This window comes from Providencia sp. PROV003 (assembly GCF_045040775.1).
Lineage (GTDB): Bacteria > Pseudomonadota > Gammaproteobacteria > Enterobacterales > Enterobacteriaceae > Providencia > Providencia huashanensis.
Window position 1 is genome coordinate 861,570 of the sequence record NZ_CP096369.1, and the last position, 24,985, is coordinate 886,554.

The following is a 24,985-nucleotide window of genomic DNA, read 5'->3' on the forward strand; positions in this document are numbered from 1 at the left end:
TGGGTTATCGGGTCCCAGAGCACCATTGAAATTGTAAATGCATACTTATCAATTGAAAACGTTACATTTTTTGCTAACCTGTTCAATTGATAAGCACTGCTTATCGTTTTTTGACCGACCAAGGGTATGCTTCGAGCCCTGTCCGGTCAAGTAAAAGCGCCTAATAATACCACTAAATATATATAGTGACTATCACTGTGATAGCCTTAGAGAATAGTCCTAACAGGTGTATCTATTGAATAAGTTATTTTAAATTATTAGGTTATAATTCCATTATCACATTTTGAGCATGATTAAATATTTTAGTTAGGTTACTCCTTATATATCATTGCTTTCGATATGTAACAAATTAATTTACAATGGAAATATATCTAAAATTATCCAAATTAAGAGTGTTAACAGATGAATAGTATGGGTAATTGATTATATTAATTAACTGAATGGTTAGATAACATCTAAGAAGTTAATGTATATTTGTTTGAAAATAGAAATATTCAACATATAAAAAAACGGGTTATGTATAAAACATAACCCGTTTAAAAGAAAGTTACGCGAAATAGGTGTATTTTACCATTTAAACGGCACGTTTACCGTAACAGCGGCACCTAGGTCATTACGAGTTTCATAATCTGTTTTAGAAACCCACACTTTGGCATCTGTGCTGATATCATTCTCAAAGTTATGCCACCAACCTAAGTCTGCACCTTTGATAGTTTCTGATTTAGGGAACAGTTTGTTACCATCGAAATTAGATTTATTCACCTTCGCATACATTAGGCGGGTGCTAACACGGTTATCATCATCAAGGGTATATTCTACTTTGGTGGTGAGCATACGGCCGTCACCGCCCATCGCGTGGCCTAGTGATGCACCTTGTTGGTAATAACCATTACCATAAATAAAGTGTTGATACATTACGCCGTCTTTATCCCACTCTGTATGGGTATTGGCGCCTTCAATGTACCAATTTAATGGTTGGCCCCATAGGGTGTGGTAGCCCTCAATACCGCCCATAAAGGCGTTTTTCGATGGGAAAAGGTTAGCTTCATCTTCACCGACCATTTGCCCGTAAACGCTGACAGGGAGGTCAATTAATGGGTAAAGTTTTAGTTTAAAGTCTAAACCCGCTAATTGGTTACCGGGGTCATCATTATAGTCGCCGGTATTATCCCTACCACCCATAGCGTTCCAGAACGAGTTCCAGTTGTTAGGGCGGCCATCGCCTCCCCACATCACGACGCGTGAACCGCCGAGTTCAAAGAAATCAGTAGGGTTCATGGTCATACGCAAACCAATCAGTTTGGTATTGGGTTGGGAAGAGTATTGCTTAATTTGCCCAGCGGTTAATTGATATTGCCATGAACCAATCCAAGAAAGCCATGGGGTTTCAAATGGGCTTTGGTCAGCACGTTGCAGCAAAAAGCCCGTGACAGGGCGAGCGGCATCGGTACGAATTAAGCTACCATCATGACCCGGCCCCCACCATTGAGGGATCTCACCAAAGGTGACCCACTGGTTCCAAATTTTTACTCCACCATAAGAGCCATTCAGGTTATAGTCTGAACCGTTTTCAACACGTAGAGCGCGTTCACCGTTGGCGGTGAGGTTTAAATCTACATCGTCAGTGCTATAGTTGCCGGAAACGGTATAACGGATGTCGCTATATTCGCTTTGTGCAAAGCCTTGCGGCATAGAATTGTGGCTAGATGCAAAGTGCGTTTCCAACTGAACACTGTTTTTAGTGCGGTTTAGGTTCTTTTTAATACGTTGAATAATCGCTTCTTGTTCGCTGTTAGTAATATTCGCATTATTTAAAGAACGTGTAATTTCTTCTTGGGATAGTGGCCAAGTTGATAAACTAATCTGAATAACGTTACGCTCTGAAAGCCAAGCCAAATCACTACGTAAATTGTTATCCGGTAGTACTAATCCCCCCGCAATGCTGTGTGTACTTATGGCACTCAGTACAGCAAGCATAGCCAGCTTGGTGAGCTTGAATTTTTTCATTGATAAATCCATTTGAAGTTGAGTTCGCCTAATATTGAACAGGTTAATAAATAAGAACCAATAAATTAAATCGATTTAAAACGTGATTAGTATCAGCACATATTATAAGTATCTTAATTTGAAGCGAGTTGGGCTTCTGTGCCTTCTTGCCGCTCTATTAAACACCACGCGTAAATTACGTAAAATAGAATATCAGATTAATATATTAGGCATAGGAAGTAATAACACATTAAGATATATAGCGATATACATTACTGCGATTTTATATCTCTAAAATCTTCCTTATTTCTCAATAATATTCTTTCATTTCTGTGTTTTTTTAGATAAAAAGCATTTTATATTGGTGGCGTGTTTAGGGATTGTTGCTTTTGCATCCAATATAAGAATATTCCATAATAGTTTTTGAGTACATGTTTTGTGAGTAGAAATAAAAAAGCCCTCTATTTAAAATAGAAGGCTTTAAGGTTCAAACTAAGCGTTAGGTTAACGGCCGTGTTCAGGTAACCAAATTTGTAACCTTAAACCACCAAGTGGGCTATCATCGGCTTTCACCCAACCTTTGTGTTGTGTTATGGCTGTTTCAACAATAGCAAGGCCTAACCCAGTACCACCAGTTTCCCTGTCTCTAGCTTCATCCGTGCGGTAGAACGGGCGGAAAATATGTTCACGGTCAGCAGGGCTAACACCGGGGCCGTCATCATCTACAGTGATCAGAATACCGTTGTTTTCTTCTTTAAAATCAACAGCAATATGGGTGTTTGAGTAACGCAAAGCATTACGCACGATATTTTCAAATGCACTACCCACCGCGGAAGGGTTACAGTACAACGGCCAAGGGCCTGGATGAGAAGTTACATCAAGCGTTTTGTTCATTTGTTCCGCTTCGAAACTTGCGTCATCTAAAATATCACCCCAAAGTTCATCTGCCTTGATGTTTTCACGGAGGATTTCGTTTTTGTGCTGGCTACGGGACAGAACAAGCAAGTCATTGATCATGCTGTCCAAACGGTGAGTTTCTGTTTCGATGCGTTCAAGTTCTTTACTTTCACCATGGCGACGACGCAGTAATGCGGTTGCCAATTGTAACCGTGTCAGCGGAGTGCGTAATTCATGGGAGATATCAGAAATTAAACGTTGTTGAGCACTAACCATGCCATCAAGAGCGCTGATCATCTGGTTAAAGCTGTTCCCCGCAGAAAGGAACTCTTGTGGACCGGCTTCCAGTTCAGGGTGGGGCCGCAAGTTCCCTTTGGCAACGTCATCTGCCGCCATTTTTAATTTACGGGCAGGGCGTGCGAGGCTCCAAGATAGCCATAATAAGAGCGGAGCACTGATTAGCATTGTGGCAATCAGTAATAAGAATGGCCTATCAAATAATAAGTTAATAAAGTCAGATTGCGGGCTGCTAGATGGGCGAACTAAGTACAGTTGATAGTGGTCTTCTCCATCACGGATAGAAAAAGGCCCTAAAATTTCAGCGCGACCGTATTTTTTCTTTTTGGGGTGATCGGCGTTATCTGATTGCCCAATGAAGTTACGAATAACTTGCATTTCACTTGGCATTGCACCGATAACACGACCTTCGCTGGTGACGATAATCAACCGTTGCCCAGGCGGTGCCCATTTTTTGATGGCATTAGAGATACGACGCCACCAAAGTAAGTCATTCATTGGAGCTTGCGCAAGTTCTGCTTCTATATGCTGCTCAAGCATTTCCCCTTGGCGTTGTTCACTTTCCATAAGGACGGTGATTTGCCGAGAATCGAGCTTGGGCACCATCAGCACTAGCATTAATACTAGTGCGAGGGTGAACCAGAAAATCGCAAAGATCCTGGCGGTTAAGCTGTTGATCATGTGGCAGAAACCATTAAGTACCCTCGACCGCGCAAGGTTTTAAACCATGGCTGGCCATCAGTACGTTCAGGAAGTTTACGACGTAGGTTTGAAATATGCATATCGATTGCACGGTCAAACGGTGTTAAGCGTTTCCCGAGAACTTCTTGGCTAAGATGCTCACGAGACACCACTTGGCCTAAATGCTGTGCAAGCAGATATAACAAAGTAAATTCAGTCCCTGTTAAGTCCAAAATTTCGTTATCAAAGCTAGCTTCTTGGCGACCAGGGTTAAGCTGCAGCTTATCAACTTGCAAGACAGGGGTATTGCTGTTGTCGCCTTGCGTTTGTTCGCTCCAGTTTGAGCGACGTAATAAAGCACGAATGCGGGCAACCAGTTCGCGGTCATTGAATGGTTTTGGTAAGTAATCGTCTGCACCTAATTCTAAGCCCAGTACTTTATCTAGTTCACTGCCGCGGGCAGTTAACATGATCACCGGCGTTTGGTGTATTTGACGCAGTTCTTTTAATGTCTCAATACCATTTTTTTTCGGCATCATGACATCAAGTAAGAGTAGATCAATGGATGAGTCAATTTGTTGTAATGCTTGTTCACCATCATAAGCGATGACAACATTGAAGCCTTCCATTTCTAGCAGTTCTTTTAATAGCGACGTGAGTTCACGGTCGTCATCAACTAATAGGATTTTATGCATTTTATATGTCCTCCAACTGCCAAAATACGATAACAATCTTTACGATTCCATCACTTTACGTTCTTTTACATGCTCTGACGCTAGTTTGCAGCCACAGGTGTATATTCATTCACATTGAATCACGAGCACAGTTCATAGACAAGGAACCAAATGCTGAGAACAACACATAGCAAAGTACATAATACAGTACATAAAACCGCAATGTTAGTTTTAGCTTCTGCATTTGTGTTTGGCCCAACAGTTGCTTTTGCAGAAGTTTCGCAAAGTGCGGCAAATGAAAGTTCGGCACCTTTGATGCTACAAATGCAATCTGAGCAAACTTCATCAACAGGGCATGCCGTTGTGCCATTTCAGCATCATGAAATGTTTAACAGTGAAGAACGCGCCAGCACCTTTATGTTTAATGGTATCACGTTAAATGAGAAACAACGTCAGCAATTACGTGATTTAATGGCAACGCAGCGTCATTATCATGTTGATAACACGGCTTCCATTCGTGAACGTGAAGCACTGCACAAATTAATTATAGCGGATAGCTTTGATGGCAAAGCGGTTCGCGAGCAACTTGAAAAACGAATGCAAAGAGAACTGGAACAACGTGTTGAAATGGCACGAATTCATCATGAATTATACCAGTTGTTAACGCCAGAACAGAAAGCAGAACTTGAGCAAATTCACCAACACAAGATGGCTGAATACCAAGCGATGCAGTTTCAGTAAGTATCGTAGTAATGCAAGTTAGTTAGTTTTATATTTTGAGTTTTTATGTAAGTAGTGAAGTAGCAATAAGTGAAGTTTTTCCTTGCCATAGACACCATCCCTGTCTTTTATAGCCCCTGTTAGGGGCTTTTTTTTACCTCGAAAATAAATAAATCCTTTATTTATCAATGTGATAATTTTTTATTAGGCGTCCATAAAAGTCACGAAAAATCATAAGTGTGGACAGTCCGTGGACACTTTGAACGCCTATTAATGCTTAAATACTAATACCCCCATTTAATGGATTTAAGGTAATAGCAAATTGCAAATAATCAGGGGCTAAGTGAGCATAAGCCATTGTCTGTTGAATATTGGCGTGACCTAATATTTGTTGCAGCGCAACAATATTGCCACCATTCATCATGAAGTGACTTGCGAAAGTATGCCTAAGAACGTGCGTAGCTTGACCGTCTGGCAAATCAGGTTTCACAGCTTTTAGTTTCAGCCTGAAACTTTCGTAATCAACATCAAACAATAAGCCGGTTTGCTTAGTTTTTATCTCCTTTTCTAATTCCTCAGAAATAGGAACTATGCGTGATTTCCCATTTTTAGTTTTCAGAAAAGTAACTCGCCCATTTTTTACTTGTTTACTCTGTAGTGTTGCTGCCTCTCCCCACCTTGCGCCTGTGCTCATACAAAATATTGCGATTTTCTTTTCTTCTGATGATAGCTGAGATAGCAATAAACTAATTTCATCATGAGTTAAGAATGTCATTTCAGGCGGTGTTTCTTTGAGAGGTGGCAAGCCGTTAAGTGGATTATCTGCATTAAACACCTCAAGCTTTTTGAGTGTAGAAATCATGCCTGATAAACGATACATATCGCGATTAATAGTCGCTGCACTTGTTCCACTTAGTAACCTATCACTACGATGCTCAAGTAATACTTGTTTATTCAATCTGTTAATTGCGGGGTCACCAAGAAACTTAATTGTTTTTTTAAGTTGTCTTTTCTCTATTGAACCATTTTCAGTTGTTTGGCCATAATAAAGCCACCAAAGTTCTAATAGGTCACTTAAAAGCCGCCTATCTGCTTTCGTTCCCGCTCTTTTAGCATCCGCCATTGTGTAACGTTCAAAGGCAATCGCTTCTGATTTTTTATCGAATGTTTTCCTGATCCGGTTTCCGTTCCGTCCAAGAGGTCTAATGTCCACCATATATCGACCATCATCGGTTTTTTTAATTGGCATATTGCAGCCCTCCGATGTGGCAAAGCGACTGGCTATCAATCCAGTCTATAAACTCATAATGTAGATCTAACCAATTTTCCTTTCGGATTGGGATGACGTTTTGTCTTCTTGTCCATTAGGGGAGAGAGTAGGGCTAATTTGTCCTATTGATTCGTTTGTTTTACCCGTTAGTAACCATAATGTGTACTTCTCAAATCTAGGGTGGTTTGTGAATTTAACTATTGATGACTCTGTAAGTTGAATCCCTTTAGTTTCATAGTTGTTTAGTGAGCCATATGAGATATCTAGCAACTCAGATAGCTCTTTTCTGTTTAGTCCTTCCGCTTCACGTATTAAGCGAATTTTTTCACCAAGGCTTGACGTGTTGGTCATATGTGTCTAATATCCTCTTTAGTTGGTCATATGTGGCTAACTTATATGCGAGTCTTAAAATTGCCTATATAAGCTTTTATAAGCATTCACACAAAGAGGATTATGCAACATGAGCGATAAAGAATCAGCAAAGTATTTACAAGTTCACTATCCAGTGGACGCGGTTCCTTATAAGAAATTCGCTGATCTGATTGGTAAAAGTGAATCAGCAGTAAAAAATATGGTTGAGAGAAATAAGTTACCGCTGATTGTTTGGCAGAATCCAGATCATGAGGGTGATGTTAAAGTCCGTGGTGAAAACTGGGTTTATATCCCTGAATTCAACCGCGCAATGCGTGATGCATTTCTTAATAGACCAAAAGAACAACGTGACGCATGGTTATTATGGGTAGGGCTGTAATATGCAAATATTGCAGCTTAAATCTCATTGCTTTATTTATCGTGGTTTCACGATAAATAAAATACCACGGAATAAATTACGCCAAATAACGCGCTATCAAGTTTCACAGAATGAACAATCATTTGGGTTATTTGATGCAATGGCGGAAGCAACAAAATATATAGATAAACTTTACGGGGTTTAATATGGGTAACACGGCGATGAAAGAAATAGATAATATAGGCAAGAAAGTAAATACAGCCGAGATTATTAGTTTTCAATCAAAGCTGGTAGATGCCCCTAGTATAAAAAGAAAGTCTTATGATCGGTACTATAATGATGGTGGAACACTCACAGAGCGCACCGTAGCACTGAATAAAGCAGCAGAGCTGAGAACTCAATTACTACAATGCCGTAATGAAGAACCAACAAATCAACAATTATCAGGTTTCATTGATTACTTACGTAAACAAGATAAAAGAATATTAGATATGATTTTTTATCTTGCAAATCTAAGTGATAAAAAAGAAATGAGATTTGACGATTTAATTATTAGCGAACAAAAACAGTTTATTAATGCACTTAATCAAATAAAGGCATTAAATGCATTGTTACCAACACATATAGTAATGCCAATCTAATTTAAATTTAGTTTTTAAAAATAATGACGTTTATTCGTCAGGGCTTTTTACAATCAAAATATAGGTAATGAACATGAGAACATTTCCTGATCCAATATTTACCCCTGTAGCAGAAAACATAAAAGCTAACCGAGAAGATGAGCGCAAATCACTTATTGGCGGGTTTGCTGATCGCCAGCGTTCACTAGCTTACAAGGTTTTAAGTGAAAAACTGAGTTATGGAGAAATACATCAGTTATTGATGAGTGAAGCAGACTATTTAGAAAACCAAGCCGCGGAGCTAAATCATGTCTAAAGAAATTGACCGTGCTAGCGACCACGAAATGTTAATCCGAGAACAACAAATAAAAGCGATTACTGACCGCCCGCGTGGTGTGTCGGCTTTCTTTTGTGAATGTTGTGGAAAGCCAATCCCTGAAAACCGCCGCATTGCGTCCATTGGTTGCACTTTATGCATTGACTGCCAAACGCTATCAGAACTTAAAAGTAAACATTATCGGAGTGTGTGAAGTGGCTAATAAAACAATACTTAAATGGGCTGGCTCTAAAGTTCGAATTATGGACCAATTACGCCCTCATTTACCTAAAGCAAAACGGTTAGTTGAGCCATTCGCTGGCTCATGTGCTGTGATGATGAATACTGACTATGAGCAGTATTTAATTGCTGATGTAAATCAAGATTTAATTGATATGTATCTAGTAATTGCTAGAGACCCTGACACGATATATTCCATTGGCTTTGAAAAGTTAATTTTGTCAGTTCAAAACGACTCAAAAACCTATTATGGCACTAGGGATGCTTTTAATAAGCGACATAAGAGTAAGTGTGACCAAGCTTGGTTTTTCTTGTACTTAAATCGCCTTTGTTATAACGGGTTATGTCGTTATAACAAAAAAGGGGAATTTAATGTTCCATATGGGAAATATAAAAACCCGTACTTTCCAGAAAAAGAAATTATTTCGTTTATTGATAGGGCTAAAAATGCAGATATCGTTTGTCTTGAATGGCAAGACACACTTTCATTGGTTGAATATAGTGACGGTATCTATTGTGATCCGCCATACATGGGCGGGCGTGATAGCTTCACTCAATATCATACTGCTGGCTTTACCGATGCTGAACATGAAGCGTTAGCGATTGCATTAAAAGATATTAATGACAATCAAGGCAATCCGATCACCGTTTCTAATTCCCCGCAAGCTAAAATACTTTACGCTGACCTTGGTTTCACTATTCATGAAATAGAAGCACCACGCACGATAGCGGCTAGCGGTTGCCGTAAGCCAGCAAAAGAAATTATCGCGGTTTTAGAGGGGGTTAAGTAATGATGCTTGATCCTATCAATGGTGTTTACATTAGCGGCACACGTTTTGCTATTCAGCGCCATGTTGATACTGAAAACAATAAAATTATCTGGCGGTTGCTGTCATATAACCGTCGTACTCGTTGTTATAGCCTCGTTTGCTGTCATTCCGATCCGTGGATGCTGGCAATTGATTTAGTTTCTTATCATGTTCAAAACGTTAAAGGGCGAGGCATTAAAACATTAGATGTTTATCGTGAGGCGGTAGATGTCATTTCTCGCCGGTGTGAAACTGCGATTAATCTTTTAAGACCTGAAACATTAGGCGGAGCACTTAATGTCTAAGGTATTAGATTTCACCACGTTACCGCTGACTTATACCGCGGATATGGCATTTCCTTATCCGTGGAATAAGCCAAAAGATAATGATCACTATAAATCTGATATAGAAAGACCGCTTACCCGTGAACAAATTGTTCAGGGGCAAGCGATTTTAAGTGATATTCAAACCTTGCCGCGTGTTCTGCGCTATCGCTATCAAAAACACTATGACAACTTATTAAAAGAAAGTGGGCTACGTAAAGCCTACGACTTTTTATATTACCGTTTTCATGAGCAGATATGGCAAAGATTGCTTGTTATCAATGCACGTTATGAAATTGAAACAAAAGCATTATTAACAATATCAACTCGTTTATCGCCTGATGTTAGCCAATATAACCGATTGTTTGATTTGAATGATAAATCGGTGAAAAAGTTGGCTGAAATTATTGCTGTCGGTTTCTCTAATTTGTATGAAATCTATTGCGATAAGTTTACAGAACAGAATAACGGTGATCGTGAAGTTATCTATCAAGATTCAGTACAAACAGAAATTTATGCACGTTTGGCTGAGTTGGTGAAAGGGCTACATGTTGCACCGCTTCATTATAAAGCCTACTGCCGAGTTTTGAAAAATCGCAAAAAAGGCAAAGGTAAACAAAATCTAGAAGTTAGAAAAGTGATAGCGGCTGTACAGCGCTTGGTTAATGCGGACTTTTGGTGTCGGAAGTTAAAAGCCCATCGCACTCAATGGCTAGAAGCCTTAATGATTGCCAATATGGATGTTTGCCAGAATCGCAACCCATATGCGAGTAAACAGGCTATTCGCGCAGTGCAAGCGCAGCGTTTGTCTAATATGCAATACCTACAAGGTATGGATATTCAGGATGTTGAAACCGGTGAACGCTTTGATCTGTTCGATAAAGTGATGGCGAGTGTTTCAAATCCTGAAATTCGCCGCATGGAACTTATGGCTCAAATGGCGGGGATTGAACGCGTAGCGAAAGAACGTGGTGATATTGGTATGTTTATTACCATGACTTGCCCGTCAAAATACCACCCAACAAAGCTACGTAAACGCAAAAAAGACGTGATCGCAGTACTTAACAGCAAATGGAAAAATGAGGCATACACACCAAAGGACGGGCAGCAGTACTTAGTCAAAGTTTGGTCGCGTATTCGTTCAGCATTTAATGACAATAACATTGATGTTTATGGTGTTCGTGTTGTCGAACCGCATCATGACGGCACACCACACTGGCACATGTTGTTATTTGTTGATAAAGCAAGCCGGGCAAAAGCTATTGAGATTATGCGCAAACGTGCATTAAAAGAAGATGGTGACGAGGCCGGCGCACATAAATACCGTTTTGAATGTAAACACATGAACCGCGGCGGCGCAGTAGGCTATATCGCAAAATATATCGCTAAAAATATCGACGGTTACGCCCTTGATGGTGAGATAGACCACGAAACCGGTAAAGATTTAAAAAGTATGGCGGCGGCTGTTACTGCGTGGGCTTCAACTTGGCGTATACCACAATTTCATTTCTATAAACTCCCATCAAAAGGCGCTTATCGAGAGTGCCGTCGTTCTTGTTTGCGTGGCGTTTCTATTGCTGATCAGCTTGGTGAAGTTGCAGAGCGAGTGCGCGCAGCAGCAGATAGCGGTGATTTCTTTGAATATGTTATGTCACAGGGTGGCCCATGTATTCGCCGGCGCGAAGAAACAATACGTGTTGCCCGTGAAGTCAGTGATGTAAATGTCTACGGTGAAGATGTTCAGAAGGTTGTTGGTATCTACAACCAATTAAAAGCCGGCGCCCCAGTCATTAAAACGCGCGACAGAAAGTATCAAATCGTCAAGAAAAGCGCCGTTGATGTTGACCTTAATCTTTTAAGAAGCGACAGCGGAGCGCCTCGGAGTCCTGTCAATAACTGTAGATCGCGGATCACATCTAATCTATCAGATGTGCAATTTTATGAGCCTGAACAGGGTTCAGGTGAAGTATGCAACATTAAGGAATACGGTTTCGCGTTTATAGAAACAGACGCTAATAACGCCGCAGGCAGCGAAATATCACAGGGTAATCAGCAAAGACAGGTATCAAAAATTGAACTAAGCGAGAGTGATAAAGAAATTCAGTCTGAAATAGTCACTTTTGCCAATGAGGTCGGTATTGATTTTGATATTCCCCACGTTGAAGCCATGTTTACGAAAGGCATGGGGGTTAGTGATGGTAACTATTATCTGAAATTAGATGGGGAACGGCTGAGGTTAGAGCTGACAGAGGATGGAAAAGAGCAAAGGAAACAAGAAATAGTAGCACAAAATGAGGCTAGGATTCGGAAGTATAAACAACGGTGCGCTGATGTGTTGGTTAGGATAGGTATCACCAAAAGTTAATTTTGGTTATGTTTAGTTTTTGTTTAATGAATATAAAATTGATTATTTTTTATGTTATAGCGGTATTAATATAGCAGATACAGCATATAGTGTTTTATTAATCATTTTTTTACTATATATAGTTTATATCTATATGAAAAAGCTAAGAGATATATTAGAAATAATGTGAACAGAGTTGTTTTGTTTGTTGAATTAATCAGCTATAATCTGTCTAAGAAAATGTCTAAATGCATAAAATTGAGAGGAACACCAATGAGAGGGAGATATGAACAGGCTCCTTTATCCTATGTTACTGCGAGGTTGGTGATAAAGGAATTAACCCAGTTGTTTTCAGACCAAAACAAGTTTCTTATCCAAGAAATGAAATTAATAGGTTTTATTTATAGGGAAACAGTTACAGGAAGTAAAATAGAATTCAATTTAAATTCTGACTCACAGAAAGTGGTATCTGAAGAGCTAATACGCACTTGCTTTTTAACTAGTGATAGGCGAGAAGCGGTCCTGTTTGATGATGATGGGATTGAGTTTAGAACCACAAAATATAGACGTTTTGATGATCTGTGTGAATCATTCCAAAAGGTTATGGAGGTTATAACTCAGATAAAGGTCTATAATTCATTGAAAATAGAAGAAGTTGCTTTAGCGTACGTTGATGTCATTGTGAGTGATGGTGTTCATCAATTGAGTGATTTTTTTCGCCATGGTAGTAATATATTACCTTTGAACTTTCTTGATGATGAAGACTGCTTAATCTCCTTTGGTAAAAAAGAGGTAAACAAGGTTTTAAGGCAGAACCATAGAGTGGAGATTTGCTTAGAAGAATTACCTCAAATGGCTAATCAATATGTACCTAAAGATATGGCAGAATTAGAACCACGGTTTCATATGCCGATAGATATACCATACAAGCTAGACCCGCACCTTAAAGATAAATATGTTCTCGTTTCTACAATAGGCTATGAGCTACATGGAGAAGAAATCAATAGACAAGATGATGGTAATCTATCAGGAAAATCTATTAGAGAATTCTTTTCACAATCACATGAAACATGTAGGAAAGAGTTTAACAAAATCATAAATAAAAATGTTTGTGATAGAGTTTGGGGTTACATTGAAGATTAGTAAAGGGGCTGATTATGTATTACATAGATTCTAACGATGTTTCTATTTCTAATAGTCAAGCAGAACAACTTGATTTTTATGGGCGTTTAGCTAATAAAATCAATAATGGAGCAGGTTTAGCTAAAAATAATGAGAATAGGTTAATAAGAGCTTTTAATGGTAAAAGCAGTCACTGCACGCTATTAAAGGAAGATAATGCCTACGTTCTTGTTACTCAATCTCCTGAAACTAATACTGTTACAACTAGTGATATTAAGGCAGAGCAACAGGTTATTAGCATCAATGATGCGGTTTCTACTTTAAAAAGTAAATTAGGTTTGCCTACATTAGTAATTGCTGAAATGGCTGGAGTGTCAAGGGCTACACTCTATAATCATATGTCTCTGTCAAATGATGTAACATCATTTGAAAGTCAGTATCAAAGAATTTTTGATATCGCAATTTACTTAGAAAAAAACAATTTAACTATAAAAAATGGTTTGAAATCTGTCTTAGTCGATGGAAAAACATTGCTTAGTCATCTAAAAAATAAAAATTTAGAGACTGATATACTGATCTCTTATATTGATCAAGTTGCTGAAAAGTTGACTAAAGTTAAGTTGGCGAAACAACTTTCAATTGAAGAAGAAAGATATTTGTTATCCAACACAAGCTATAGCTGAGTATTGTAATGAATTTAGTTTCTGATTGGGATGTTCAACAATTTACGTGTTTTCCTTGTGATATGTTCAGTCAGGACTTTCTTGAGCATTGCCAACAAGGAATGACACTAAAAAATGAAAGAGAGGTTCCTGTAACTGACAAGATGTTTTTAGTTATAGTGAGCCAAACATGTGACATCTCAAATAATGGTGTTTCTTATATTGAAGGTTTTATTTTCACAAAAGCTAAATCTAAGCAGGTAAAGGACGGTGAACGTATAAAACACACTAGAAATTACCAAAAAATCCTTATTAATGAACCTGTTTCTGGTGATGATAGGTGGTTTCTTATAAAGAAAGATAAACGTTTCTTTCTAGATAAAGCCTTACTTATTCATGAATTGGTAAGGGTTGGTGATTCTGGGAAATTTAGTTTTTTAAAAGATAACCGCGCAATGTTATTGGAGTGGTTAATAAAATCATACACTAGAGCAGCGTTACCTGACGGATTTAATAAGGCATTTATTGATGATTGCAGAGACAAAGAGCATCCAGTTCATTTGTTTTTGATTCACAATCGTGAAAATATTATTGATATATTCGTTTTCTGTACTCCTTTAGATGATGAAGATGCTGAAAGGTACGATGTTACATTCACTGCATTAGTATCATATAAGTGTGATGATGAAACAAAGGAAAGTTTAGCGGATGAATTTAAAGCCATACTGGAAGAAATGTCGAGAGAGTCTAGTAAGCTAAATCTACTACAGCTAGGAGAGGGCGCCTTAGATGAAGTTATCCATGAAGGGGCACTTATGGATTTTGTACTTTCAGCTGATGAGTTTACTAAGAAGGATGAGTATCTGACTCATCGTTTGAATCTTGATTTCATATGCTTTATGAGTTCTGGAAGTGAATAATAGTTAGCTTATGAGTTATCACTTCAATTTTTTAATTTTACCGCCAACCTTGGCGGTTTTTTATTGCCTAAAATCAGGTCACAATTTCGCATCAAGTTGCACAAATTTAGCCTTGACTTATTTTATGCTCAGTGCCTGTACTGGTGCGGGTTGTGGTGGTTGGCACAATTGCACAAAAAGCCACCCCTTTTGTGTGCGGGCGAGGCGGGGGAGCAATCGCGCGCAATGGGTTGTAGGTGGAGTTGTTTTTTCGCACGTTTGAGACATAAAAAAAGGCGCATTTTGCGCCTGTATGGGGTAGGTTGAAGCGTTTTAAATTAAAACGAGGCTAGCTATAGGTAATAATTGAAAGCTATGTGATAGCGTACAGCTTGATACAGAGGATGAGTATTTTTATTCCGTCATCACTTGCTACCCAAGGCATCTAACAAAGCGTATGTATTGAAGCGTACAACTTCTTCACCTAGCCACTCATTGATTGATTTTAAACTTTCAATGATTGGTGATAATTCATTGATAGAAAAGACTTTAGCGGCTTTTTCTATATCACCAAAGTTACTCGAACCACTTGGCACGATACCCATGAGTTGTGGCGGTACGCGATGCATGGCGAGTAAATCATCGCGCGTTGTATCTTTCACGCTCATGAATTCATCTTTTGCCGCTATTTGGCTGAACGGTAATATTTGAATCCCGTCTTTCTTTCCTCCTGCCGCATAAACAAATAAGTTTTTAAATGCCCCGCCTTGTCGTGATTTCTGTAACGATTCTTTTAAGTCATTGACGCCATTGGGATCGGCTAGGGTGTCATTGAGATAAACAATCACACCGGCGTGTGAACCGTTTTCATAATAGTTAACACGAAAGGTTGTCGCTGAACGGTTGAGTGTAGCGGAAATTAAACCGGCAAGATATTCAGGCAGTCCGTACACTTCCTGGTTAATGTCAGGATTGATTAAGTGAAAGACATTACCGCGTTTAAATTCGTGAGCGTCACGAAAGTTTTGGACGAAAAAATAGTTATCCAGGTCAACACCACGGCGAGTATATTTAGCCGGTGAGCGCTTAAGCTGCAGTAAACCGCCAAGGCGATTAACTCGTTTCTCAAAATACGCATTTCCAAACACCAAATAATCAAGAACATAGGCGCTCATTTCTTTATAAGTCAGTGCCTTATGCGGAATAAAGCAACTCATGATCACGTTACGTTTAAAAAACAAAGGTGATTGGTGGTGCACTGCAGAATGGAATGCGCGAGCAATACCATAAAAATCAAGCGGTGTTTCGTACCATCTGCCGTTTTTGGCGCACTCCATACAATCAAGCAGATCATAGGCGCCCATAATGGGAATAGGGTTATCAAAGGTAAACGCTGCACATTGATTTTCAGGGGGGAAGTTTGTTGTATTCGTTACAACGGGTAATTCAGTTTCCATTATTAAAACTCCGATATGCAGGAACCTTCGTTCACTGTTTCGCTGCCAATTGGCTCGCCATATAAAACATTCATGATTGACCAGGCAATATCACCGTGATCAACACCGCGTGTTCTCTCTGACACATAAGTCACAATACCGCCAGGCGTGATCACTTTTTTGATTGTCATAAATGATGATGGTATGTGTTGTGCGCCGGCATCATATTCAAGGCGACCGTTACGAATTAACATTTGTGTTTTAAGTACCATCAAACGTTTAACCGGCGCGGAGTAACCAATCATGTTTGCTGCAGGGTAGAATTTTTTAACCAATTCATAGACGGCTTCACCTGTACCGCCAGTTCCGTCAATCGTGATCCCGATAACGTTATAACGCAGAGTTAATTTTTTGATTTCTTCGGCTTGTTTTTCAAATGCCATACCACGAAAACGTAATGCTTCAACGACTCGCCATTTACCGCCAGGAACAGCAGGCGGGGAAAGAACGGCAATACCTAAGCCGTCACCATTACCGCCGGTGCCAGTTGGGTCAGCACCGATATGCACTGGTTTATTACCTAGCGGACGGTTGGTATAAGGTTTCCAATCCGACCAAACATCTCGGTTATAGCCGTCAACACCACGAGCGATGAGTGCGTTGTAATCAAACGCGCGTTCACCGGCTTTAACAAACTGACAGTTGTATAAGTTTTCAAAATCATCCGGCGTGTTTTCACTTTCAATTTCTTCCAGGGAAACGAGGTCAAAACCAGAGTTAAGTGCATCATGAATAGTGACGATTTGCCGCCAGATGTTATCACCGCCTAATTGCCCATTTTTTAATGCCTTATGGCTGGTATCAATGAGAATTTTTTTACTTTCCGCTCGTGCATTATTGAAAAAATCCCCCGTCCAGAATGGATAGGCTTCATGTTCTTCTGATGATGGCGTCGAAAAGTAAGTGCGGCGCAAACCAATTTGCGTTGCCATTGCTGCGGCAACTTTACGTAATTCCATAAAATTAGCCGTCCAAAAGAATTCATCAAAATGAAGATCGCCGGTATATGACTGCGCGGTCGCTGCGGATGTGCCAAGGAAAAACAGCGTAGCACCGTTAGCTAAAATAATTTTGTCGCCGCCTTTTAATTCAACACCGACAAGCCTCGCAAGTGCTTGGATAAACACTTTAAATTGCAATGCCTGGGCACGACTTGCTGACAAGAATATTTGGTTATTGCCAGTTTCCAACGCATGAATTAATGCTTCCCTGGCAAAATACCAAGTCGCCCCGATTTGCCGTGATTTTAAAATCATCCGGTTACGGCGGTGTTTCTGCTTGTACCATTTCTTTTGATGCTCATAGAGCGAATCAAGTACGAGTTCGCGCAGTTGGTCTATTTGCTCATCGGTGAAATGATTTTTAGGTGTTTTGGGTTTGTTTTCTTTTTCGTGGTGCTCATTCGATTTGTTAAAGCGTTCGAGCTGACGACCTAAAAAATCAATGACTTTAAAGTCATGGGCGGTCAAATTCTCTTTAGACATTAAACGCAATATACGAACATGGGTTTCACCACTAAGGCGTTGCATCACCTCGGTTTCATCCCATTTATCCCGCCGGCGCCACGAATAAATAGTGTTAGCGCTCACATTTAAGTGAGTGGCAATTTGTGAAATGCTGTAAGCCTGCCAATAGAGGCTTTTCGCTTCCTGTCTCGGATCGCGTTGAGAATCTGTCATCATGTGTCAACTTTCCCACATCGCGCGCGTAGTCCTCCACGGTTTTAACTTGTCACATCGACATAACAAGGCAAAGGTTTTGAATCGGAAACAAGCACTTGCGAAGATATAAGCACACAGAATTGTCGCTATCTTCGGAGTGAAAACCCAATGTCAAAGGACAATAAAACACTACAAGCCATCGTCTGTACCGAGGGTGGAACGCTGAACGGTTTTGCTGTAACGCGTGACCAAATCCAACAGATGGCGGACAACTACAGCCCGCAGCTGTATGCAGCCCGTTTAAACCTTGAACACATCACCAGTATTTTTCCTGATAGCCAATGGCGTCACTTTTCAATGGTGGATTCCGTTCGTGCGATTGAATTGGAAGATGGTCCATTAAAGGGAAAATTAGCCTTAGAAATTACCGCCACCATTGATCCAGTAAAAGATGCGGGGTTATTAGCGCTTAATCAAAGCGGTCAAAAAATCTTTTCCAGTATCGAATTTTTACCGGATTGCCCGAATGATGCTGCAAAAGGGGCTTATCTGACCGGTGTTGCGTTAACAGACACGCCAGCGGCATTTGGTACGCAAGTTATCAAACTGAGTAACCGCGAACGTGGATTACCAGATGATGCAAATAACACCTATACGGCATCACTGGAAACTGTTGTGAAACTGACGGCTGCAGCGGTGAAAGATAAGAATGATAAACAATCATTATCAGAGCAATTCTTGGATGGACTGAAGAAAGTATTAGGCATGCAGCGTGATACGGCATCACAAGAAATTTCCGCGCTAAGAGAGGGGATTAACCTCACGGCAACAACGTGTGCCAACGCGTTAAAAGAAGTGGAGGCGCTCAAAGCGAAAAATGAAACTCAAGCAGGTGATATTAGCAAGCTTACGCAAGAGCTTGAAGCGCTGAAAACGCAACTGAGTAATTCGGATGCAGGCGGTGAACAACGCCAACTTTCCACCGGTAACGGCGGGTTTGTTCAGTCTGAGTATTAATTAAACCCGACTATTAAGGAATGACCAACATGTCATACACACCAGAAGTACAAAAGGCGTATTTATCTTACTTAGATAATCAAGCGCGCTTAAATCACACCGTCCGTGCCGGTGACAGTCTGCAGTTTTCGGTTGATCCGTCAGTGCAGCAAAAAATTGAAAAGGCAGTGATGGAGAATCACCCATTTCTAAAAGAAATTAACTCGTTTGGTGTTACAGAGCAAAAAGGCGAAACGATTTTAATCTCAGTGAACAAGCCTATTGCGGGTCGTAATACCTCAACGACAGAACGCCGTGAGCCGCAAGCGGTGCATGACTTGGCTGCAAATCGATATTCATGTGAGCAAACCAACTTTGACACCATGATTTCTTATACGCAGTTAGATGCCTGGGCGGGTCATCCTGAGTTTCAGAATTTGATTAACCAGCAAATTTTACAGCGTGAAGCTTTAGACCGTTTGATGATTGGTTTTAACGGTGAGAAATGCGCGTTGAAATCTGACCGTGACACCTACCCATTGTTACAAGATGTCAATATCGGTTGGCTGCAATTAATGCGTGAACGTGCTCCGCAGCGCGTGATGAAGGGAGTCACACTAACATCCCGTGATGAAGAAGGGAAAATCATTAAAAAAGGATTGTATGCCAACATCGACGCGCTAGTGATGGATGCAGTGGGTAGCTTACTTGATCCGTGGCATCAACAGGCTGCGGGTCTAGTTGCCATTGTTGGTCGCAAATTGGTCACACAGAAAAACTTCAAGGTTATCAATCAGCACAGCCAGCAAAATCCAAACATGGAGCTGCTCGCCGGTAATGAATTGTTAAAACTAAGTGCTTTAGGTGGCATTCCTACGGTTCAAGTGCCTTATATGCCGGATGGTGCCGTGTTTATTACCACCATGAAAAACCTGTCACTGTACTGGCAAAAAGGCAAGTTAACCCGCTTTATCAAAAATGAACCGGAATATAACCGCATCGCGACTTATGCACAAAGTAATGATGGTTATGCCGTGGAAGATTACGGTTTAGGTTGCCTGATTGAAGGCATTACCTTTGCTAGTGCAGAGAGCGGCGAGTAGCAGTAAAACCACCGGTGTCATTGTGGCACCGGTATTTTCACGGGGAACATGCAATGGAACAACTCACACCGGCGCAAAAACATTGGCGTCAAGTTATGGCAGAACGCCGAGGCGATGAACAAACAACCGAAAATATGACGGCATACGAGCAAATTTTACACCGTTTGCGGCATGACCAAACCCGACTTAGCCATATTCAAGGTACGGAATTTAAGGTTGATTACAAAAAAACAATACTTGAACAGTATGAACCTTGGATTGACGGTGTGTTATCTGCCAATACCGGTCAATCAGATGAAGTCTTTACAACCATTTTGGTCTGGCAAATTGATTGTGAAAATTATGATCGTGCGCTTGATATGGCTGATTACGTTCTCGCTTATAACTTGCCATTACCGGAACGTTATAACCGCACACCGGCAATAATGGTGATTGATGAAATCTGTGATAAAGCACTGACATTATTTGCAGCCGGCGTTGATAAGGAGAAATTAATTCCTATCAATGTGTTAGAGCGTTTAAATGACCTGACTAAATCATACGATGTACCTAATGAAGTTCGTGCAAAACTCTATAAATCATTGGCTTATACATTGCGTTTAAATGATGACTTAAACGACAAGGCGCGAGCCGTTGAATTAATGCAAAGCGCATTGTTACTGCATGAAAAAGTGGGTGTTAAGCGTGATATTGAACTACTGCAGCGGGAAATTAAAAAAGCAGCAGGAAAACAAGACGAAACACCACCGCTAGAGCCTACAAGTTCAGAAAAACCAGAGCCTAAAAAGGCGGCGGCGAAGAAAACCACCACGAAAAAGACAACAACGACACGGAAAAAAGCCGCGTCTTAACCGAATGCACCCCCGTGTGCCACGGCGGCACGATGAAACAGGGTAAATAACGTTGTTTCATCGTCCACCGCCGTTTTTTATTGAGGTGACCAAATGAACGGGCTAGTTGCGAAGAAAACCATTGCGCCAACAGATGAAACCATTGATATCAATGACCAGGGCGAAACTGTAAAAACCATCCCTTTTTACCCTGAGATTAAGCTTTCGGATCTCCGGTGGGCGATGCGCATTAATGGAACCGTAACAACAGCCAGGCTAAAACATGCCACCACGAATTCGGTTATCTACGTCAATGACTTATTACATTCGTGGCAAAGTAAGCAAGTTGTTGATGCATTAGAAAAAATACCGTCACCGCCAGTGAATAATGAAACCAAGCATACATTTTTATACCGTCATGCGGTGTATAGCTATACCAAAGCGTATTTGATTGAAAACTATCGTGATATCGACACGACTCGCGATGGAGAAAAACACGCTGAGGCATTGAGCACTCAAATCGATGATTTAAAGCGAGATGTACAAAATGCTATCCGCGACTTGACCGGCGAGAAGCGAATGATTGCGGAGTTAGCGTAATGAAAGTTCAGGCACATCAAGGCGATACCGTTGATTTATTGTGTTTTCGTTATTACGGGAGAACACAAGGTGTTGTTGAACAGGTTTTAGAAACTAATCCCAACTTGTGCCTGACAACCGAATTAAACGCCGGTCAATGGGTTGATATGCCGGATATTACCGAGCCTAAACAGAAAGACATTATTCAATTGTGGGATTAGGGATGGACGAATTTTACAGCGAACTTCACAGCAAACTGACTTACTTTTTTGCCACCGTTGGCGCGTTCTTTTCTGGTTTCACACTTTATGAAGTTGGCTTTCTATTTGGGCTTATTGTCAGTGTTGTATTGGGGATTTTGAACTACTTGCTTAATCGCCGTTCGCAGCAAAAACGGACGGAAATATGGGCTGATTATGTGAACACCTTAAAAAAACAGAGTGAATCAGGTGATTCGACAGAATCGGTTAAAGACTTTATCACCGCACCTAAACAGGACTTGTGATGCAACAGAATCAATTGAATTTATTCAGCAAAGCAATGATAGGTTTGTTATTAGGTGGCGCCGGTGCAACCGCTATCCTTGACCAATTTCTTGATGAAAAAGAAGGGAATTTACTGACTTCTTATCAAGATGCCGGCGGTGTTTGGACAATCTGCAGAGGTGTGACACAGATTGACGGCAAGCCAGTAAAAAAAGGTATGACACTGACTGATGAGCAGTGCGCTAAGGTGAATCGTATTGAAGCGGAAAAAGCCGTCAACTGGGTACTGCGTAATGTCAAAGTACCGTTAACCGATGCCCAAGTCGCCGGTATTGCCAGCTTCTGCCCCTACAATATTGGTCCTAATAAATGTTTCACATCAACATTTTATAAAAAGCTGAATAGTGGCGATAAAAAAGGTGCCTGCCAAGAAATTAAGCGTTGGATTTTTGATGGTGGCAAAGATTGCCGTCAAACAAAAGGTAAGAAAGACGGCTGTTATGGGCAAGTGCAACGGCGAGATCAAGAGTCAGCGCTAGCGTGTTGGGGGCTTGATGATGAATAAAAGTGCTGTTTCCGTTTATCTCATTATCGGGTTGTCGTTATTGGTCGTTATGGGTAAGTGGCATTACGACAAAAAAATAGCGCTGCAAACGGTGATGCATGAAACGACCATTTCCGCGATAGCACTTGAAGCGAAATTGCACAGTGACGCAGTGATTGATCGTATGAAATCAGCGCAACGTACTGCGGCTGAATTAGATGCTGAACATTCAGGAAAACTTAAAAATGCACTTGATGAAAATGATCGCCTTCGTCACTCCCTGGCTAATGGTGATAAGCGGTTGCAGTTCGCCAAAGCCGACCTTGCTACCTGTGAGTTGTCAGCAAGTCGAAATACCAGCAGCGCCAGCGTGGGCAATGGAACCGAAATCCGATTCTCTGCAGAAGCTGGACAGCTTATTCACGATATCCGAGCCGGAATTATCAGTGACCAAATAAAATTGGATTATTGGCAAGATAGAGCGGTAAAGCTTGAAAAACAATGCAGGTTAGCGCCATGAAAAAGGCATTTTGTTTAATCGCAATTGTTTTTTATCTGTTTGTTTTTTGGGGTTTTAGTTTTTATATCTCAATAGATAACAGTTGCAAAGTGGATAAAACCAGTCTTGAAAAACGCTGTGTTCGTGCAATTGAGTATTACCGGGGGGCAATGATGTTAAAGCCGAAATTATTAAGAGAGTTTATTGCGGATAGTGATCCGTTTTTTCAGCAAAGCGCGGAGGCACTTGAAGTCTATGTGACTGAGGGGCAAGTCATTGCAACTGGAACGGTGAGTAATTCATTTTTATATCGCTACAAACTGAATGTACTAGCAATGGATTACCCCAATCCGCTCGATAATTTAACGCTACCAGTAATGAATTGGGTGCGTGACCAGCAACCAGATTTGATATTCAACCCTGATAAACGCGAAGCGGGTATTCGTTTTGATGCGGATATTTTAGATAACGACACCGCCGATATTTTGATTGTTTTACAAGTGACTGAGCGGGTCATTGTTGATAGCTCTAGTGGTAAAGATGTGATCACACATCTACCTGAGCCTAAATTTCAGCCTAAATAAAGTGGGGTAAATCGTGAGTAATGAAAATTCACTGTTTACACAGTTAGATGATGAATTATCACGGTTGCTTTCAACAACAAGCCCCGCTTATCGGCGCCGGTTATCTGCCAGATTGGCAAAAGCGATTAGAACAGACCAACAAAAACGTATTCGCAGCCAGAAAAACTCGGATGGGTCAGCCTACCAGGCACGAAAAACAAAAGTGCTTCGCTCAAAACAAAGCGTTGAATTTCTTTATAAAGGTGAGGTTCGCCGGTTACGGAGTTGGCGAAGTACGAAAGGGCGCAATGGTCGAATGATCACAGGATTTGATGAGGAACGCGGTGCGTTAAGGTCATTTTACCGTAGTGATATTGATAAATTTTTAGCCATCAATTTATCGGAAACCCGTCGAAGCACTAAGCGCCCCGATCCTATGTTTCAGCGACTTAGAACCGCTAAATTTTTACGGATGCAATCAACATCAGATGCTGCCGTTGTAGGCTTTCAAGGGCGGGCTGCAGCGATTGCAAGACAGCACCAATATGGACTTAACGGAACGATTAACGAACTGGCAAAAACGCAGTACCCACAACGTGAGTTATTAGGTTTATCGCCTAATGAGCGAATCAGATTATTGGAAATTATTTACCAGGATTTAATGAGTGCAAAATGAGTATTACTGAGATTGAGCGCCTAATTTCTAATATTTTGCGAGTTGGTATCGTTACCGAAATCGACTTAGAGGGAAAAGTTTGTCGTGTAAAAACGGGCGAAAACCTCACTGACTGGATTACGTGGGGGGTTGACCGCGCGGGCGCGGGTCGCTCTTGGTGGGCGCCAAGTGTGGGTGAGCAAGTATTAATCGGCGCTATTGGTGGCGAATTGACTACCGCGTTTATTTTGTGCTCGTTGTATAGCTTTGATCATGATGCACCAAGTCATTCAGCAGAGGCGATGCATAAGACGTTTAGTGATGGTGCTGTGATTGAGTACGAACCAAAAACGGGGCAATTATCTGTGACCGGTATTAAAAAAGCCGTGATTAATGCCAGTGCTGAAATCGATGCAACGGCGCCAACAGTCACGGTTAATGCTAGTAGTCAAATTAATTTCAATACGCCAAAAGTTGTGTGCTCAGACAATCTGACGTGTGCCACGTTGAATGTTGAAAAAGGCGGTGAAATGACCGGTAACTTTAATCATAAAAACGGCAGCATTAAATCGAATGGCATCACTTTGCATACTCATAAACATGGTGGTGTCGAGCGAGGTGGTAGTCAAACGGATGGTCCTCAATGATGTATAGCGGATTTGACAGAAATACAGGGCGACAAATTAATGATGATGCGCACATTTGCCAGAGCATTAATGACATTCTCATCACGCCGATTGGTTCGCGAGTGATGCGCCGTGAATATGGTTCACTATTGATGGAATTGATTGACCAAGCGGATAACAAGCCACTGCGTTTAAAAATAATGAGTGCCTGTTATATGGCGTTATTACGTTGGGAGCCTCGTATCAGTTTGCAAAAAATTGAAGTGAAACAAAATGATGAGGGGATTACAACGCTTTACCTGCAGTGTATGAAAAATGACGGTCAACCTTTAACAACAATGATCCCTGTGAGGTAAAT

General features: G+C 40.8%; 31 protein-coding genes. 24 read left to right on the forward strand and 7 right to left on the reverse strand.

Translation table 11 applies throughout. The features are described from left to right. Positions 1 to 567: 567 nt before the first annotated feature. The 3 genes from M1F14_RS03765 to cpxR form a co-directional block, all read right to left on the reverse strand. Entirely contained in the window at positions 568 to 2,007 is a 1,440-nt protein-coding gene (locus M1F14_RS03765; protein WP_048605733.1) for a capsule assembly Wzi family protein, read from the reverse strand. Between the two features lie 483 nt (positions 2,008 to 2,490). Further along, complete coding sequence (gene cpxA / locus M1F14_RS03770) at positions 2,491 to 3,861, reverse strand: envelope stress sensor histidine kinase CpxA (RefSeq protein WP_042846694.1); 1,371 nt, start codon at positions 3,859 to 3,861, stop codon at positions 2,491 to 2,493. Next, positions 3,858 to 4,556: an envelope stress response regulator transcription factor CpxR gene (gene cpxR / locus M1F14_RS03775; RefSeq protein WP_042846693.1), complete on the reverse strand. Its 699-nt coding sequence runs from the start codon at positions 4,554 to 4,556 to the stop codon at positions 3,858 to 3,860. Before cpxR ends, cpxA begins: the two co-directional genes overlap by 4 nt. A gap of 150 nt (positions 4,557 to 4,706) precedes the next feature. Here cpxR and M1F14_RS03780 point away from each other — a divergent pair, with 150 nt between their 5' ends. After that, on the forward strand, positions 4,707 to 5,276 hold the full coding sequence (locus M1F14_RS03780; RefSeq protein WP_181468870.1) for a Spy/CpxP family protein refolding chaperone: 570 nt from the start codon (positions 4,707 to 4,709) through the stop codon (positions 5,274 to 5,276). 256 nt (positions 5,277 to 5,532) lie between these two features. Here the strand turns inward: M1F14_RS03780 and M1F14_RS03785 are convergent, their stop codons facing one another. Then, positions 5,533 to 6,504, reverse strand: coding sequence for a tyrosine-type recombinase/integrase (locus M1F14_RS03785; protein WP_181468869.1), 972 nt, complete (start codon positions 6,502 to 6,504; stop codon positions 5,533 to 5,535). A gap of 66 nt (positions 6,505 to 6,570) precedes the next feature. Further along, a complete protein-coding gene (locus M1F14_RS03790) occupies positions 6,571 to 6,876 on the reverse strand; it encodes a DNA-binding transcriptional regulator (protein ID WP_129467179.1) in 306 nt (101 codons plus the stop codon). Positions 6,877 to 6,985: 109 nt separating this feature from the next. Between M1F14_RS03790 and M1F14_RS03795 the strand changes: the two genes are divergently transcribed. From M1F14_RS03795 to M1F14_RS03845, 11 genes are all read left to right on the forward strand, one after another. Then, on the forward strand, positions 6,986 to 7,276 hold the full coding sequence (locus M1F14_RS03795) for a Cox family DNA-binding protein (RefSeq protein WP_129467180.1): 291 nt from the start codon (positions 6,986 to 6,988) through the stop codon (positions 7,274 to 7,276). A 1-nt stretch (position 7,277) separates the two neighbouring features. Beyond that, positions 7,278 to 7,460, forward strand: a complete 183-nt coding sequence (locus M1F14_RS03800) for a hypothetical protein (RefSeq protein WP_181468868.1) — start codon at positions 7,278 to 7,280, stop codon at positions 7,458 to 7,460. Between the two features lies 1 nt (position 7,461). After that, positions 7,462 to 7,896: a DUF5347 family protein gene (locus M1F14_RS03805; protein ID WP_181468867.1), complete on the forward strand. Its 435-nt coding sequence runs from the start codon at positions 7,462 to 7,464 to the stop codon at positions 7,894 to 7,896. Between the two features lie 73 nt (positions 7,897 to 7,969). Continuing rightward, positions 7,970 to 8,191, forward strand: coding sequence for a DUF2732 family protein (locus M1F14_RS03810; protein WP_165880734.1), 222 nt, complete (start codon positions 7,970 to 7,972; stop codon positions 8,189 to 8,191). Then, complete coding sequence (locus M1F14_RS03815) at positions 8,184 to 8,405, forward strand: TraR/DksA C4-type zinc finger protein (RefSeq protein ID WP_165880733.1); 222 nt, start codon at positions 8,184 to 8,186, stop codon at positions 8,403 to 8,405. Before M1F14_RS03810 ends, M1F14_RS03815 begins: the two co-directional genes overlap by 8 nt. A gap of 1 nt (position 8,406) precedes the next feature. After that, on the forward strand, positions 8,407 to 9,222 hold the full coding sequence (locus M1F14_RS03820; protein WP_181468866.1) for a Dam family site-specific DNA-(adenine-N6)-methyltransferase: 816 nt from the start codon (positions 8,407 to 8,409) through the stop codon (positions 9,220 to 9,222). Continuing rightward, a complete protein-coding gene (locus tag M1F14_RS03825) occupies positions 9,222 to 9,545 on the forward strand; it encodes a DUF5405 family protein (RefSeq protein ID WP_144396023.1) in 324 nt (107 codons plus the stop codon). The genes M1F14_RS03820 and M1F14_RS03825 overlap by 1 nt, the downstream gene beginning before the upstream one ends. Continuing rightward, positions 9,538 to 11,928, forward strand: a complete 2,391-nt coding sequence (locus tag M1F14_RS03830) for a replication endonuclease (protein ID WP_181468865.1) — start codon at positions 9,538 to 9,540, stop codon at positions 11,926 to 11,928. The genes M1F14_RS03825 and M1F14_RS03830 overlap by 8 nt, the downstream gene beginning before the upstream one ends. Before the next feature lie 252 nt (positions 11,929 to 12,180). Next, positions 12,181 to 13,050 carry a TIGR04255 family protein gene (locus M1F14_RS03835; RefSeq protein WP_181468864.1) on the forward strand — a complete coding sequence of 290 codons (870 nt, stop codon included), beginning with the start codon at positions 12,181 to 12,183 and terminating at the stop codon, positions 13,048 to 13,050. A gap of 14 nt (positions 13,051 to 13,064) precedes the next feature. Further along, positions 13,065 to 13,712: a hypothetical protein gene (locus tag M1F14_RS03840; RefSeq protein ID WP_181468863.1), complete on the forward strand. Its 648-nt coding sequence runs from the start codon at positions 13,065 to 13,067 to the stop codon at positions 13,710 to 13,712. 8 nt (positions 13,713 to 13,720) lie between these two features. Then, positions 13,721 to 14,611 (forward strand): hypothetical protein, encoded by an 891-nt coding sequence (locus M1F14_RS03845; protein WP_181468862.1) that lies wholly within the window; start codon positions 13,721 to 13,723, stop codon positions 14,609 to 14,611. A gap of 404 nt (positions 14,612 to 15,015) precedes the next feature. Here the strand turns inward: M1F14_RS03845 and M1F14_RS03850 are convergent, their stop codons facing one another. Together M1F14_RS03850 and M1F14_RS03855 are read right to left on the reverse strand one after the other, a co-directional pair. Further along, complete coding sequence (locus tag M1F14_RS03850; RefSeq protein WP_181468861.1) at positions 15,016 to 16,047, reverse strand: phage portal protein; 1,032 nt, start codon at positions 16,045 to 16,047, stop codon at positions 15,016 to 15,018. 2 nt (positions 16,048 to 16,049) lie between these two features. Next, a complete protein-coding gene (locus M1F14_RS03855; RefSeq protein WP_405127782.1) occupies positions 16,050 to 17,765 on the reverse strand; it encodes a terminase large subunit domain-containing protein in 1,716 nt (571 codons plus the stop codon). Between the two features lie 150 nt (positions 17,766 to 17,915). Here M1F14_RS03855 and M1F14_RS03860 point away from each other — a divergent pair, with 150 nt between their 5' ends. The 12 genes from M1F14_RS03860 to M1F14_RS03915 all read left to right on the forward strand — a co-directional run bounded on the left by M1F14_RS03860 (position 17,916) and on the right by M1F14_RS03915 (position 24,983). Next, positions 17,916 to 18,764 carry a GPO family capsid scaffolding protein gene (locus M1F14_RS03860; protein WP_181468859.1) on the forward strand — a complete coding sequence of 283 codons (849 nt, stop codon included), beginning with the start codon at positions 17,916 to 17,918 and terminating at the stop codon, positions 18,762 to 18,764. Between the two features lie 29 nt (positions 18,765 to 18,793). Then, the gene (locus tag M1F14_RS03865) at positions 18,794 to 19,846 is read left to right on the forward strand and encodes a phage major capsid protein, P2 family (protein WP_181468858.1); all 1,053 of its coding nucleotides are present in this window, start codon (positions 18,794 to 18,796) and stop codon (positions 19,844 to 19,846) included. Between the two features lie 53 nt (positions 19,847 to 19,899). Further along, complete coding sequence (gpM, locus tag M1F14_RS03870) at positions 19,900 to 20,697, forward strand: phage terminase small subunit (protein WP_181468857.1); 798 nt, start codon at positions 19,900 to 19,902, stop codon at positions 20,695 to 20,697. A 93-nt stretch (positions 20,698 to 20,790) separates the two neighbouring features. Continuing rightward, complete coding sequence (locus M1F14_RS03875) at positions 20,791 to 21,276, forward strand: head completion/stabilization protein (RefSeq protein WP_154632856.1); 486 nt, start codon at positions 20,791 to 20,793, stop codon at positions 21,274 to 21,276. Continuing rightward, positions 21,276 to 21,476, forward strand: a complete 201-nt coding sequence (locus tag M1F14_RS03880) for a tail protein X (RefSeq protein WP_112860284.1) — start codon at positions 21,276 to 21,278, stop codon at positions 21,474 to 21,476. Before M1F14_RS03875 ends, M1F14_RS03880 begins: the two co-directional genes overlap by 1 nt. A 2-nt stretch (positions 21,477 to 21,478) precedes the next feature. Further along, positions 21,479 to 21,760 (forward strand): hypothetical protein, encoded by a 282-nt coding sequence (locus tag M1F14_RS03885; RefSeq protein ID WP_154632855.1) that lies wholly within the window; start codon positions 21,479 to 21,481, stop codon positions 21,758 to 21,760. Beyond that, positions 21,760 to 22,305, forward strand: a complete 546-nt coding sequence (locus tag M1F14_RS03890; protein ID WP_154632854.1) for a lysozyme — start codon at positions 21,760 to 21,762, stop codon at positions 22,303 to 22,305. Before M1F14_RS03885 ends, M1F14_RS03890 begins: the two co-directional genes overlap by 1 nt. Beyond that, positions 22,295 to 22,804 (forward strand): lysis system i-spanin subunit Rz, encoded by a 510-nt coding sequence (locus M1F14_RS03895; RefSeq protein ID WP_181468856.1) that lies wholly within the window; start codon positions 22,295 to 22,297, stop codon positions 22,802 to 22,804. Before M1F14_RS03890 ends, M1F14_RS03895 begins: the two co-directional genes overlap by 11 nt. After that, the gene (locus M1F14_RS03900) at positions 22,801 to 23,367 is read left to right on the forward strand and encodes a phage tail protein (RefSeq protein ID WP_232370501.1); all 567 of its coding nucleotides are present in this window, start codon (positions 22,801 to 22,803) and stop codon (positions 23,365 to 23,367) included. Before M1F14_RS03895 ends, M1F14_RS03900 begins: the two co-directional genes overlap by 4 nt. Positions 23,368 to 23,380: 13 nt before the next feature. Then, a complete protein-coding gene (locus tag M1F14_RS03905; protein ID WP_181468855.1) occupies positions 23,381 to 24,022 on the forward strand; it encodes a phage virion morphogenesis protein in 642 nt (213 codons plus the stop codon). Then, the gene (locus tag M1F14_RS03910; RefSeq protein WP_181468854.1) at positions 24,019 to 24,648 is read left to right on the forward strand and encodes a phage baseplate assembly protein V; all 630 of its coding nucleotides are present in this window, start codon (positions 24,019 to 24,021) and stop codon (positions 24,646 to 24,648) included. The genes M1F14_RS03905 and M1F14_RS03910 overlap by 4 nt, the downstream gene beginning before the upstream one ends. Then, on the forward strand, positions 24,645 to 24,983 hold the full coding sequence (locus M1F14_RS03915) for a GPW/gp25 family protein (protein ID WP_181468853.1): 339 nt from the start codon (positions 24,645 to 24,647) through the stop codon (positions 24,981 to 24,983). The genes M1F14_RS03910 and M1F14_RS03915 overlap by 4 nt, the downstream gene beginning before the upstream one ends. The last annotated feature ends 2 nt before the right edge of the window (positions 24,984 to 24,985 follow it).